Source organism: Klebsiella sp. WP4-W18-ESBL-05 (assembly GCF_014169075.1).
Lineage (GTDB): Bacteria > Pseudomonadota > Gammaproteobacteria > Enterobacterales > Enterobacteriaceae > Kluyvera > Kluyvera ascorbata_B.
Genome location: NZ_AP022057.1, coordinates 1199334 through 1213262, shown reverse-complemented (window position 1 = coordinate 1213262; position 13929 = coordinate 1199334). Strand labels below are relative to the sequence as shown.

At 57.5% G+C, this 13929-nt stretch carries 12 protein-coding genes; 3 read left to right on the top strand and 9 right to left on the bottom strand.

What is annotated here, in order from left to right; all coding sequences use genetic code 11:
• Positions 1-96: 96 nt before the first annotated feature.
• From amtB to H7R58_RS05770, 5 genes are all read right to left on the bottom strand, one after another.
• Positions 97-1383: an ammonium transporter AmtB gene (gene amtB / locus H7R58_RS05790; RefSeq protein ID WP_106928191.1), complete on the bottom strand. Its 1287-nt coding sequence runs from the start codon at positions 1381-1383 to the stop codon at positions 97-99.
• A gap of 33 nt (positions 1384-1416) precedes the next feature.
• Positions 1417-1755, bottom strand: a complete 339-nt coding sequence (gene glnK, locus H7R58_RS05785; RefSeq protein WP_004858743.1) for a P-II family nitrogen regulator — start codon at positions 1753-1755, stop codon at positions 1417-1419.
• Between the two features lie 208 nt (positions 1756-1963).
• Positions 1964-3742, bottom strand: a complete 1779-nt coding sequence (locus H7R58_RS05780) for a SmdB family multidrug efflux ABC transporter permease/ATP-binding protein (protein WP_182929381.1) — start codon at positions 3740-3742, stop codon at positions 1964-1966.
• Positions 3735-5510, bottom strand: a complete 1776-nt coding sequence (locus tag H7R58_RS05775; RefSeq protein WP_182929382.1) for a SmdA family multidrug ABC transporter permease/ATP-binding protein — start codon at positions 5508-5510, stop codon at positions 3735-3737. Before H7R58_RS05775 ends, H7R58_RS05780 begins: the two co-directional genes overlap by 8 nt.
• 23 nt (positions 5511-5533) lie before the next feature.
• Entirely contained in the window at positions 5534-5992 is a 459-nt protein-coding gene (locus H7R58_RS05770; protein ID WP_106927961.1) for an Lrp/AsnC family transcriptional regulator, read from the bottom strand.
• 116 nt (positions 5993-6108) lie between these two features.
• On the opposite strand from H7R58_RS05770, the gene H7R58_RS05765 reads away from it, so the two are divergent.
• On the top strand, positions 6109-7158 hold the full coding sequence (locus H7R58_RS05765) for a PLP-dependent cysteine synthase family protein (protein ID WP_182930664.1): 1050 nt from the start codon (positions 6109-6111) through the stop codon (positions 7156-7158).
• A gap of 46 nt (positions 7159-7204) precedes the next feature.
• On the opposite strand, the gene cof is transcribed toward H7R58_RS05765, so the two are convergent.
• On the bottom strand, positions 7205-8023 hold the full coding sequence (gene cof, locus H7R58_RS05760) for an HMP-PP phosphatase (protein ID WP_182929383.1): 819 nt from the start codon (positions 8021-8023) through the stop codon (positions 7205-7207).
• A 99-nt stretch (positions 8024-8122) separates the two neighbouring features.
• On the opposite strand from cof, the gene H7R58_RS05755 reads away from it, so the two are divergent.
• Together H7R58_RS05755 and queC are read left to right on the top strand one after the other, a co-directional pair.
• Positions 8123-9823 carry an SgrR family transcriptional regulator gene (locus H7R58_RS05755; protein ID WP_182934672.1) on the top strand — a complete coding sequence of 567 codons (1701 nt, stop codon included), beginning with the start codon at positions 8123-8125 and terminating at the stop codon, positions 9821-9823.
• 67 nt (positions 9824-9890) lie between these two features.
• Entirely contained in the window at positions 9891-10586 is a 696-nt protein-coding gene (gene queC, locus H7R58_RS05750) for a 7-cyano-7-deazaguanine synthase QueC (RefSeq protein ID WP_182934671.1), read from the top strand.
• 225 nt (positions 10587-10811) lie between these two features.
• On the opposite strand, the gene H7R58_RS05745 is transcribed toward queC, so the two are convergent.
• The 3 genes from H7R58_RS05745 to ppiD form a co-directional block, all read right to left on the bottom strand.
• Positions 10812-11210, bottom strand: coding sequence for a YbgC/FadM family acyl-CoA thioesterase (locus tag H7R58_RS05745; RefSeq protein ID WP_106927968.1), 399 nt, complete (start codon positions 11208-11210; stop codon positions 10812-10814).
• A 110-nt stretch (positions 11211-11320) separates the two neighbouring features.
• Positions 11321-11698, bottom strand: coding sequence for a helix-hairpin-helix domain-containing protein (locus H7R58_RS05740; RefSeq protein WP_182929384.1), 378 nt, complete (start codon positions 11696-11698; stop codon positions 11321-11323).
• Between the two features lie 148 nt (positions 11699-11846).
• Entirely contained in the window at positions 11847-13721 is a 1875-nt protein-coding gene (gene ppiD, locus H7R58_RS05735) for a peptidylprolyl isomerase (protein ID WP_182929385.1), read from the bottom strand.
• Positions 13722-13929: the final 208 nt, after the last annotated feature.

Genomic DNA, 13929 nt, shown 5'->3' with positions numbered 1-13929 from the left:
TGGCTTTGGAGATAACCCGCTTTCTGCCAGAACGAGGCGCAAACTTCGTTTCGGCAACGCCCGGCGTTGCCATGCGCGGCCGGGCGGTCATCACGATCAGGCGTTGTAGGCGTTTTCGCCGTGGCTGTTGACGTCCAGACCTTCACGTTCCTGATCTTCCGGCACGCGCAGGCCAACCGTCAGATCCGCCACTTTATAGCCGACATAAGCCACAATACCCGACCAGACGATAGTGATGGCGATACTTTCCAGCTGTACCAGCACCTGATGGCCCATGGTGACACCTTCTGCGTAGCCCACACCGCCCAGTGCGGTAGAAGCAAAGATACCGGTCAGAATACAGCCAACGATGCCGCACACACCATGTACGCCGAAGACGTCACACGGGTCATCAACACGCAGCCAGCGTTTCAGCGAGGTCACGCCCCACAGACCTGCCAGACCGGCAATGATACCCAGAATCAACGCACCGCCTACGCCAATGTAGCCGCAAGCTGGGGTAATCCCCACCAGCCCCGCAATGGCACCGGAGCAGGCACCCAGCAGTGACGGTTTACCGCGCAGCGCCCATTCGCCGAAGACCCAGCCGAGGATAGCGGCCGCCGTAGCAACCACCGTGTTAACGAAGGCCAGACCAGCGATCTCATTGGCTGCGCTCGCGGAGCCCGCGTTGAAGCCAAACCAGCCAAAATAGAGGATCGCCGTACCAATAAACACCATCGGCAGGTTGTGCGGTTTAAACGCTTCTTTGCCGAAGCCCACGCGTTTACCAATCAGGTATGCCCCAACCAGGCCCGCCACCGCGGCGTTAATGTGCACCACCGTGCCGCCCGCAAAGTCGAGCGCGCCGTGGCTCGCCAGCAGGCCGCCGCCCCAGACCATATGGGCAATCGGGATGTAAGAAAGCGTCAACCAAATCACCACGAAAATCAGCACCGCTGAGAAGCGAATACGCTCGGCCAGCGCGCCGACGATAAGGCCAACGGTAATGCAGGCAAAGGAGCCCTGGAAGGCCACGTGGATGTACTGATAGAACGAGCCCATCAGATCGGTAATTTTGATATTCTTCAGCATCAGCCAGTCGAAGCTGCCAAAGAAGCTGCCGCCGGTGCCAAAGGCCAGCGAATAGCCATAGACCACCCACAGAACGCACACCAGCGCAAACGTCACCGCCACCTGCGTCAGCATGGAGAGCACGTTTTTACCGCGAATCAGGCCGCCGTAGAACAGCGCAATCCCCGGAATGGTCATAAACAGCACCAGCGCGGTACAAATCATCATAAAGGCGTTATCGGCTTTATCTACCGCCGCCGGTGCCGCCATTGCCAGACCCGGCAACAGCGCCAGCGCGCTCAACCCCGTTTTTACCATTGTTTTTTTCATCATCTCGATCCCTATCACTGTGCTGGCTGGGAATTACAGCGCCGCTTCGTCGGCTTCGCCGGTACGAATACGGATCACGCGCTGCAGTTCGGCGACAAAAATCTTACCGTCGCCAATTTTTCCGGTGTAAGCGGCTTTGCTGATCACATCAACAACTTCATCAAGTTGATCGTCGGCGATCGCCACATCAATCTTTACTTTGGGCAGGAAGTTGACGCTGTACTCCGCACCGCGGTAAAGCTCTGCATGACCCTTCTGACGACCGAAGCCTTTCACTTCCGTCACCGTTAAGCCCTGAATACCAATTGAAGACAGCGCTTCGCGAACGTCTTCGAGTTTGAATGGTTTGATTACCACGGTAACCAGCTTCATAGATCCCCTCCAGTCAGAATTCGGTAGTGGCTGCGAACACAGAAGAGATAAAGCAAGGGGCGTGCCAGAAATGAAAAATGATGCGCAGGCGGGAAAAATCGGGGGAGACGGGCGCAATAAGGTGGCGTTGAAAAGAAAAACGCACCATGCGGGTGCATGATGCGTGTCACAAATGCATTCTGTTAGAAAAATGCTTAACGCTGGTGCATCACGCGGTCAGCGCGTCATCCTGACCCGACGCCGCCAACTCTTCACCTGCCAACTGGAGTTGATACATCTGCCAGTAACGCCCTTTGGCTTCAAGCAGTTGCTGATGGGTCCCCTGTTCTACCGCCTGACCACGGTGCAGCACCATAATGGTGTCTGCCTCAACGATGGTCGACAGCCGGTGGGCAATCACCACCAGCGTCGTGTGCTGGCGCACTGCGGCCAGCGCCTGCTGAATCGCGCGCTCGGTGCCGGAATCAATATTGGCGGTGGCCTCATCAAGAATCAGCACCTGCGGGGTATCAACCAACACGCGGGCCAGCGCCAACAGCTGCTTCTGACCAACCGACAGGTTATTGCCCTGCTCGCCCAGATGGGTATAGATGCCGTCGCTCATTTCACGCGCCAACGAGGCCAGCTGCACCGTTTCCAGCACCTGCCAGACCTGCGCTTCGCTGATGTCGCGCCCCAGCGTAACGTTGGCAAAAAAGGAGTCCGCCAGCACGACAGGATCCTGCTGCACCACGGCGATGCCCTGACGCAGCACCTGGTGACTGAGGCTGGGCAGCGGACGACCGCCAAGGCGAATTTCGCCGCTATTTGGCGGGTAGTAGCCCATCAGCAGGCTGGCCAGCGTGCTCTTCCCGCTGCCGGTATGCCCGACCAGCGCAACGAAGCTGCGCGCCGGAATCGACAGAGAGATATTTTGCAGCACCATTTTGTCATCGCGATAGGCGAACGACACGTTATCAATATCAATATCGCCGCTGGTGAGTGGAGCAATATCGTCGCCGTACTGCTGGCGCGGGCGATCCATTAATTCAAAGACGCGCTCGCCGGCAACCACCGCCTGTTGCAGCATCGACTGCTGGGTCGTCAGCTCGATCAACGGCTCATTGAGCCGCCCAAGGTAGCTGATAAACGCGTACAGAACGCCCACCTCGATGGAGCCCTGCGCGCTAAAGCCAAACAGCATCAGCAGCCCGCACAGAATCAGGGAGGAAAACAGACTGAGCAGTGGCCGCAGCAAGAAACCGTCCAGCCGCAGGGTTTGCATCCGCGCCAGATAGTGCGAGCGGCTAACCTCGCCGATACGTTCGCCAAAGCGCACCTGCTGACGGAACTGCTGGATCACGCTCATGCCGTTGATCACTTCATTAAAGCCATCGTTAATATCGGCCAGATAGGCGCGCACGCGGCGCACGATCGGCGTGCTGTAACGCTGGTAAATCACCATCACCGTCAATACTGCCGGGAAGATAGCGATCGCCACCAGCGCCATGCGCCAGTCAAGGCTAAACATCGCCACCAGCATGGCACCAATCAGCGCCGCGCTGCGCAGCACCGTAGCGACGACGGTCACGTACAGGTCACGGATCACTTCAGTGTCGTTGGTGACCCGCGAAATCAGCTGGCCGACCGGCTGAGTGTCAAACTCGCTCAGGGGCTGTCGCAGCGCCGCATCCATGACGTCGCTGCGCAGCTGTTGCACCACGCCGACCGCCGCGCGGTTGAACAGCAGCGACTGGCTATAGTGCAGCGTGGCCGCCAGCAGCTGAAGGCCGACGTAGGCCGCCGCCAGCCCGGCCACCTTGCCCAAGGGCAGAATATCCTTCGCCACCATGTTGTCGATAAAGTAGCTTATCAACAACGGTCCGCTCACCTCCGCGGCGGCGGCGATCCATAACATGACGACCGCAATCGACAGCGGCCTGCGCCACGGCGAACCGTAGGCCAGCAGCCGCTTTAACGTAGGCCACAGTTGTCCGAAACTACGCATCTGCCACCTCCGGCTTTTCTTCTTCCGGCGCGTCATTCAGCGCGGCTTCCAGCTGTTGATAGCGGTACATGTCGCGATACCAGCCTGCCTGCGCCGCCAGTTGCTCATGCTGCCCGCGCTGCGCGATATGCCCGTGCTGCATCACGATAATTTCACTGGCGTCGGTCAATGCCGAGAGGCGGTGGGCGCTGATAATGACCGTCCGCCCTTCGCCCCACTGGCGCAGATTATGCAAAATTTGATGCTCGGTACGGCCGTCAACCGCCGACAGCGAATCGTCGAGGATCAGGATTTCCGCATCCAGCAGCAGCGCACGTGCGATGGAAATACGCTGTTTCTGCCCGCCGGAGAGCATCACGCCGCGCTCACCCACTTCCGTGTCATAGCCCTGCGGCAGACGCAGGATATCCTCATGCACGCAGGCAAGCTTCGCCGCACGTTCAATCTCTTCCTGCGTTGCGCTGGGGCACCCTAGCGCAATGTTGTTGGCAACCGTGTCAGAAAACAGGAACGGCGTCTGGCTAACGACCGCCAGCCGTCCGCGCCAGGCATCCAGCTGGAGCTGACGCAGCGGGATATCATGGAAGCAGATGTCGCCTTCGCTGACGTCGAAATGGCGCTGAATAAGCGACAATAGGGTCGATTTCCCCGCCCCCGTCGGCCCGCATATTCCCAGCATATTGCCCGGCCGCAGCGTGACGTTAACCTCTTCCAGCGCCGGTTTGTCGGTTTGCGGGTAGTAAAAACGATGAATTACCAGCTCAAGCACCCCGCGCCCCGCAGGCACCGGCTGAAACCCATCGTTCACTACCGGCGCCTCCGCCAGCAGAGTACGGATGCGGCTATAGGCGGCGCTACCGCGCTCAACGATGTTAAACATCCACGCCAGCGCCAGCATTGGCCAAATCATCAGGCCAAGGTACATCATAAAGCTGGTCAACTGACCAAGGGTCAGCTGACCCTGCATCACCATCCAGCTACCGCCGGCAATCGCCAGCAGGTTCGCCATGCCGATGGCGATATAAATCGTCGGATCAAAGCGGGCGTCGATGCGCGCCACGCGCATATTCTTCACCCCGGTATCTGCCGCGTCGGCCGCAAACTGCGCGGACTGGCGATCCTCAAGACCAAAGGCCTTAATCATGCGGATACTCGTCAGGCTCTCCTGGGTACGGTCATTCAGGCTGGAAAACGCTGCCTGCGCCACTTTGAAGCGTTCATGGAGCAGATTGCCATAGCGGTGGATAACCAGCGCCATAATAGGCATCGGCACCAGCGCCAGTAGCGTCAGCTGCCAGCTCAATTGGGTCGACATGACAATCAGCACCGCGCAGCCCATTACCAGCGAGTCCACCAGCGTCAGCACCCCTTCCCCGGCGGCGAAGACCACGCGGTCAACGTCGTTCGTCGCGCGGGCCATCAGGTCGCCGGTACGGTGGCGCAGATAAAACTCCGGATGCTGGCGGCTCAGCTGACGGTAAAAATCTTCACGCAGCTCAACGGCCAGCTGGTAAGAGGCGCCAAACAGCAGCACTCGCCAGACGTAACGCAGCAGGTAAACCACCACGGCAATCAGGACCATAGTGCCTATCCACATCATCACCGTCCCGGCGCTGAAGTGGCGTTGCGTCACGCCGTCCACCACGATGCCCACCACTTTCGGCGGGATCAGCTGCAGAATGGCAATAATGATTAGCAGGGCCACGGCGCCGAGATAGCGACGCCATTCCCGACGGAAGTACCAGCTAAGTTGAACAAATAATCGCACGCAGTAAAATTCCAGAGATAGAGTTATTCGATGGGAAGCGCTGTGGTGTATTTAATCTGTTCCATCGCAAAGCTTGAGGTGACGTCCGACAGTCCGGGGACGCGATTCACCAGGCTTTTATAAAAATCATCGTAGCGTTTCATGTCCGCAACCTGCACGCGCATCAGGTAATCATATTCCCCGGCCATGCGCCAGAAGCCAAGCACTTCAGGCATTTGCGTCACTTCGCTGACAAACAGGCTGTACCAGTCACTGCTGTGGTGCTGGGTTTTAATCAGCACAAACGCCGTCAGCCCTAATCCGAGCTTTTCCGCGTCGAGGAGCGCCACGCGCCCGAGCAGCACGCCGTCATCTTCCAGCCGTTTTAGCCGTTTCCAGCACGGCGTGGTGGTCAGATTAACGGCATCCGCTAACGCCTGCAAAGAGAGCGTGCAGTCATTTTGCAGCAGGGACAGCAGCTTGCGGTCAATTTTATCTAACATTTAGCCCACCAGGAGAAAGTTTTTCTCTCTTCATTCTATTTTAAAGGCCAGATGGCAACAATTTTTTCTGCCGTTTTCGCTAAGCTGGGCACAAAATGACAAACGGAAAAATGATGATGAACAGCACCTGGGTCAAAAATGCGATAAGCGAAATTAACGCCGACTATCAACGCAGCGCCGATACGCACCTGATTCGTTTGTCGCTGCCCGCGTTCCCCGGCATTCAGCTGTACCTGAAAGACGAAAGCACCCACCCAACGGGTAGCCTGAAGCACCGGCTGGCGCGCTCGCTGTTCCTCTACGGGCTGTGCAACGGTTGGATTCAGGAAGGGACGACTATCATTGAATCCTCTTCGGGGTCAACGGCGGTTTCTGAAGCCTATTTCGCCCGCCTGCTGGGCCTGCCGTTTATTGCGGTTATGCCCGCCTGCACCGCGAAACGTAAAATCGAACAGATTGAGTTTTACGGCGGCCGCTGCCACTTCGTGAACAGCGCCTGCGAAATCTACGCCGCGTCGGAAACGCTGGCGCGCGAGCTGAACGGCCATTATATGGATCAGTTTACCTACGCCGAACGCGCAACCGACTGGCGCGGTAACAACAACATCGCCGACAGCATCTTCCGCCAGATGTCCCATGAACCTCACCCGGTGCCGTCCTGGGTGGTGATGAGCGCCGGTACCGGCGGGACTTCCGCCACCATCGGTCGCTATATTCGCTGCCAGGGCTATGAAACGCAGCTGATGGTGGTCGATCCGGAAAATTCGGTGTTCCTCGACTACTGGCAAAACCGGGACGCCAGCCTGCGCGGCAGCATCGGCAGTAAAATTGAGGGGATCGGCCGCCCGCGCGTGGAACCGTCCTTTATTCCCGACGTGGTCGATAACATGCTGCGAGTGCCGGATGCCGCCAGCGTTGCCACCGCACACTGGCTGGAAACCCAGCTAGGCCGCAAGGTCGGAGCTTCAACCGGCACCAATATGTGGGGCGCATTACAGCTGGCCGCGCAGATGCGCACCGAAGGGAAAAGCGGTTCAATCGTCACGCTGCTGTGCGACAGCGGCGAGCGCTATCTCGACACCTATTACAACGCGCAATGGGTAGCGAAGAATATTGGTGATACAACGCCGTGGCGCCGTGAGATTGAGCAACTGCTTGGCCAATAAAAAAAGCCAGGCATCATCAGATGCCTGGCTTGCTGGAAAGGTCTCTCTATTCGGGGGAATAAGGTAGATTTGGTGTATCCAGCCAATGAGTTAAATAGTGAGAAACCGCTTGGTTGTTGCAGTTTCCGATAACCGGCAGGTGAGGCAGTGCGGCTTTAAGCTGTCCCATCGCGTTCCCCATAATGACGCCACGGCCCACCAGCCCCAGCATCTCACGGTCGTTCATCGCATCGCCGAAGGCCATGCACTCTGCCATACTGACGCCAAGATGGTCGCTCAGCACCGTCAACGCCGCCCCTTTATTGCTACCGCGCGGCAGCACTTCCAGGCAATCCACCGCCGAGAAACAGATATCGGCGCGCTTATCCAGCGCGTCGGTTAACTGAATTCGCAGACGACAAAGATCGTCGTGATCGCCACAGAAACAAATTTTGGTGACCTGATGTGCCGGGATCCGTCGTAGATCGCGCAGCTGGTAGCGAAAACCGCTATAAACGTGCGCCACAAGAAGCTCAGGAATCTCCTGTCCGGTAAACCAGCCGCCGTCGTTAAACACATGCATACTGGCTTTCGTGTCCCAGTGTGAATGCAGCACCTGCTCAGCGACGTCCGGCGAAAGATCGCTGCGATACAGCACCTCGCCCTGCTGGTTATGAATACGCGTGCCGTTGCCGGTGATCAAAAAGGCGTTTAACGACAGCGTTTCCACCAGCGGGCGCATTTCCAGTACGTGACGGCCGGTGGCAAAAGTCAGGGTTATCTGGCGCTCACGCAGCCGCTTGAGTACCGCAACGGTTCTTTCCCCCATACGGTGATCCGGCATCAACAGTGTGCCATCCATATCAAACGCCGCCAGTCTTGCCATGATTTCTCTCGCTTGTGATCGCTCTCTCTTGTTAAGCAGTATCCGCTGGGATATACGGAAGTAATACTGAATACTTCATTTTTATTGTTCCGGGTTTCTATGCGACTGTTAAACCGTTTAAATCAATTCCAGCGCCTATGGCAGCCTTCGCAGGGTGAGGTTCAGCAGGTCACGATTGCCGAACTGGCTGCCCGCTGTTTTTGCAGCGAGCGCCACGTGCGCACGCTGCTGCGTCAGTCGCAGGAGGCCGGCTGGCTTAGCTGGCAGGCACAATCCGGGCGCGGCAAGCGCGGGCTACTGCGTTTTCACACCACGCCGGAGCAGCTGCGTAACGAGATGATGGAAACCGCACTTAACCGCGGCCAGCAGCACAACGCGCTGGAGCTGGCTCAGATCGCCCCCATCGAGCTGCGGGCGTTGCTGCATCCGTTTCTCGGCGGCCAGTGGCAGAACAATACGCCGACGCTGCGTATTCCCTATTATCGCCCGCTGGAGCCGTTGCATCCGGGTTTTCTCGCCGGGCGCGCCGAACAGCATCTGGCCGGGCAAATATACTCCGGCCTGACCCGCTTCAATCACGATGCGTCGCAGCCACGGGGAGATCTGGCACACCACTGGTCGGTGTCGGACGACGGGCTGTGCTGGCAGTTCTACATTCGCTCGACGCTGCACTGGCACAATGGCGATGTGGTAGAAACCGAGCAGCTTCGCCGTCGTCTGTTGATGCTCTTTGCGCTGCCTGAGCTGGCAAAACTGTTTGCCAGCGTGAAAGCCATTACGCAGACCCATCCGCAGTGTCTGAGTTTTACGCTCCACCGTCCGGACTACTTGCTGGCGCATCGGCTGGCGAGCTACTGTAGCGTTCTGGCGCATCCGGAAGATCCGGAGCAAGGTACAGGCCCATTTATGCTGAAGATCTTTGAGCCGGAGCTGGTGCGTATTGAAAGCCATCATCGTTATCATCTTGGCCATCCGCTGCTGCAGGCGATCGAATACTGGATCACTCCGCAGCTTTTTGAGCAGGGGCTTGGCACCAGCTGTCAACACCCGGTACAGATAGCCATCGGTAAGCCAGAGGAGCTGGGCGAACTGCGTCTGGTGAGCCACAGCATCAGTCTTGGGTTTTGCTACCTGGCGCTGCGGCAAAGCCCTCGGCTCAGCCGGGCACAGGCGCAGCGGGTGATTGCGCTGATTCACCGCTCCGGCCTGTTGCAAAGCCTGCCGCTTGGGGAAAATCTGATCACGCCGAGCGAGGAGATGTTGCCAGGTTGGGATATTCCACTGGCTCAGGAGGATCCCAACGTGCCGCTGCCAGCTCAGCTTACGCTGCTTTACCACCTCCCCGTGGAGCTGCATACCATGGCGGAAGAGCTGAAAATAGCGCTGGGACGGCTGGGCTGTGAGCTGACGTTGCTATTTTACGATGCCAAAAGCTGGACCGGCTGCCCTGATTTGCCGCAGGCCGATCTCTTTATGGGCGACCGGCTGATCGGTGAAATGCCGGAGTACGCGCTGGAGCAATGGCTGCGCTGCGACGCGCTCTGGCCGGCGTTGTTTACCGATGCACAGGCCGCACATCTTCAGTCGGCGCTGGACGATGCCCAAGCTCAGCCAGAGGATGACGAACGCATCGCCGCGCTAAAGCGTATTTTCACTCGGCTGATGGGAGATGCCATACTGACGCCATTGTTTAACTATCAGTATCAGGTCAGCGCGCCGCCGGGGGTAAACGGCATTCGCCTGAACGCCCGCGGCTGGTTTGATTTCAACGAAGCGTGGCTACCGCCTGCCACGCGGTGAAGAAGCTGGTCGCCGCGGCGCACAGGCGTTACCATAGCGGCTTTTAGAGTCACAGACAGGAAAAGCCATGAAACGTGCCGTTGTCGTCTTTAGCGGTGGACAAGACTCCACCACATGCCTGGTGCAGGCGTTGCATCAATATGATGAAGTTCACTGCGTCACGTTTGATTATGGCCAGCGCCACCGCGCCGAGATTGATGTGGCTCGCGAACTGGCGCTAACATTGGGTGCCCGCGCACACAAGGTGCTCGACGTTACGCTCTTGAATGAGCTGGCGGTCAGCAGCCTGACCCGCGACAGCATCCCGGTGCCGGACTACGAGCCTAACGCCGACGGCATCCCAAACACCTTCGTCCCTGGACGTAATATTCTGTTCCTGACGCTCGCCGCTATTTACGCCTACCAGGTGAAGGCAGAAGCGGTTATCACCGGCGTGTGCGAGACCGACTTCTCCGGCTACCCGGACTGCCGCGACGAGTTTGTGAAGGCGCTGAACCACGCGGTAAGCCTGGGAATGGCGAAAGATATGCGTTTTGAAACGCCGCTGATGTGGCTGGATAAAGCGCAGACCTGGGCGCTGGCGGACTATTGGGGCAAGCTGGATCTGGTTCGCAGCGAAACGCTGACCTGCTACAACGGCATTAAGGGCGATGGCTGTGGCCACTGCGCGGCCTGTAGCCTGCGCGCTAACGGGTTGAACCATTATCTGGCGGATAAACCGGGCATTATGGCAACGATGAAGCAAAAGACGGGGCTTAAATAAGCCTGACGCGACGACCGGATAAGACCGCGCCGCCATCCGGCAACTGCGCCATACCGCCTGATGGCGCTTCGCTTATCAGGCCTACATGTTATTGCCCTTCACTTCCAGCAACGGCTGTGTTGTAGGCCGGATAAGGCAACGCCGCCATCCGGCAACTGCACCGTGTCGCCTGATGGCGCTTCGCTTATCAGGCCTACATGTTATGCCGCCCCGAGCATCGGTGTATCACTCCACCATTGCTTCCAGGTGTTGGCGCAGCTCACCTTCCAGCGCCAGCGCCTTCTGCGTTTTCAGGTCAATACACACAAAGGTAATCAGCGCATCGGCGACAACCTGCCCTTCCGGATCCAGCGTAACCACCTGGCTGAGCACGCCGCTTTTGCCGTTTAGCTGCTCTACTTTACTGGTCACCGTGAGCACATCGCCCAATACCGCCGGACGGCGGTAGTTGATGTTGATATTCACCACCACGAAGGCGATGTGGTGCGCGCTCATCCACTGGAACCCTGCGCTATTTTCCAGCCCATCCCAACGAGCCTCTTCCAGAAACTCCAGATAGCGCGCGTTGTTAACATGCTGATAAACATCCAGGTGATAACCGCGAACTTTGATTTTCGTCTGCATAGCGCCATAGCCTTATTGTTTTAAATTATGAATAGAGTCAAAGGTCACACCACTGGTATGACCTCTTTAGTCTGGCAAATTTTCAGACGACTGCAAACCATCAAAGTAAATTAAAGCGTGAGGTGGGCCAGATTACGCTCAACCAGCGAGCTCCCCATACCCGGCACCTGCTTGAGGTCGTCCACCGTTTTGAAGGGGCCGTACTCTTCACGGTAGCTGACGATAGCCTGTGCTTTCTTCAGCCCCACGCCGTTCATCACCAGGGCGAGCGCTTCGGCTGACGCGGTATTAATACTGACCCGGGTGCCGTCCTCATCGGCCGCTTTCGTGGCCGGCGTGGCCTTCGCCTGTTCGCCGGAGGCGGCGCTGGCTTTACTCTGTTGCTGGGACGTTTTGGCCGCCACAGGCTGCGCGGCCTGCGCGCTAAAACTCATACCCAGGCAGGTCACGACCGCCGCAATAACACACATTTTGATTCCACGTTTCATGTTGATGTCTCCTTATGGTTGATGACCTGAGCACCATAACCAGCGGCAGAGCGACGCGCAAAAGGCAGATTTTAAATGTGGAAAAGGCCGCGAAAGCGGCCTTTGGTGTGTGCATCGCATTACAAATTTATGCGAGAAGCGTTCCGGATTATTGCTGCTGGTCGATGATATCGCCGAGTTTAATCTTCGCGGATTTACGCAGGTTGTTCATCATCGCTTCAAACGCGATCTGCGCGTTGTTCTGCGTAATGCCCTGAACCATTGCTTTCTTCTGCGCTTCCGGCATTTCGCCTGCTTTCACTTCGTCGAGCGCCAGCAGTACCACGTTGCCCTGCATATCGTTGCCGATACCGTAGCTCGGTTTATCTTTCTGCGGCAGCGGCAGCGCAAAGGCCGCCTGGCTCAGCGGGTCCTGACCCGTGCGGCTCAGCGTTTTGCTTGCGCTAAAGCTCAGGCCAGCGGCTTTCATCGCATCGTCACCTTTACCGTCTTTCAGCGCTACCAGCAGTTTCTCAGCATCCATCTTCGCCTGCTGCGCTGCTTTGTTGTGCTTAACGATATCGGTCACCTGCGCTTTCACCTCGGCCAGCGGTTTCACCGCTTCCGCTTTGTGCTCGCTCACGCGCAGGACGAAGGCACGATCGCCATCAACGGTAATGATGTCGGAGTTGCTGCCCGGCATGCCGTTTTCACCCACCAGACCGCCGTTAAAGATAGCGTCGGAGACGGGCTTAAAGTTCAGCTCCGCCGGCAGATTATTGCGGTCAAACCAGCCGGTTTCTACGGCTTTCACGCCTGCGGCCTGTTCAGCACCGGCCAGAGAGTCGTTATCGTTGCTCGCCGCGTCGCTCACTTTCTGCTGCAGCGCATAGAACGCGTCGAGCGCTTTTTCCTGCTTCACTTTGTTAGCGATGTCATTATGAACATCGGCCAGCGGTTTGACTTTTGCCGGCTGCACATCGTCCAGACGCGCGACCAGGAAGCCCACGGAAGATTTGATCACCCCTGACAGCTGGCCTTTCTCTTTCAGACCGGCATTTTTCAGTTCGTCCGGCAGCGTGGAAGCTTCCAGCCAGCCCATATCGCCGCCGTTACGTGCGGAGATAATGTCGGTCGATTTCTCTTTTGCCAGCGCGGCAAAGTCGCCGCCGTTGTTCAGCGCATCAAGCACCGCTTTCGCATCGGCTTCGGTTTTCGTCTGAATCACGCTGTAGCGCTCGCGCTGCGGCTGGGTGAACTGATCCTGATGCTGATCGTAGTAAGACTGGATCTCGTCGTCAGAGACGTTCTGGCTCATCGCCGCAGCGTCCAGCTTAATGTAGCTGACGCGGAACTGCTCCGGTGCCACGAACTGACCTTTGTTCTGCTCGTAGTAGCTGGCAATTTCCTGATCGCTCACCTGCTGTTTCGCCGCCAGTGCGTTCACGTCAATCGTGGCTTCGCGCACCAGACGCTGCTGGGAAACCAGCGCCGCCAGTTGGTCGGTTTCGCCAGGCAGCATGAAGTCGGTACCGGCAACGGCATTAATCAGCTGCTGGGTGGTTAACTGGTTACGCAGCGCCTGCGCGTACTGGTCAGGGTTCATCCCCATTTGATTGATCAGTGCGCTGTAGCGAGTGTTGTCGAATTTGCCTTCGCTCTGGAACGCCGGGGTCGCAAAAATAGCGTTACGCACCTGCTCATCGCTGATGCCGAGGCCAAGGTCTTTGGCGTACTGGTCGAGCAGCGCTTCGTCGATCAGACGATTGAGCACCTGCTGACGCATGGTTTTGATGTAGTTTTCGTTGGCCGCCAGTTCAGAGAACTGATCGCCAAGCTGCTGCTGCATGCGATTACGTTCGCTGGCAACGGCATTTTCAAACTGGGCGCGACCAATTTCCTGGCCATTCACTTTCGCGGCAAAATTATTGCTACCGCCAATCAGGTAACCACTCACGCCGGTCAAGATGAACGACACGATAATGAGACCGAAAATGACTTTGATCACGACGCTGTTCGCTGCCGTGCGTAAATTGTCCATCATGGTGTAACAACACTCCGCTGTAGGTGACTTTTATATCTCGAGCAGCATAGCACGTGTGGCGGCTGCGCGTGAGGGCGTATTTTGACAAGAAACCGGGGCGGTTGTCAGCACACACCGCATATAAACACTTAAAAGTACGCATTAAGGCATAAAAAAAGGCACATCAGATGATGCGCCCTTGTACTTTTCCACATTCCCCTAGCGGGAA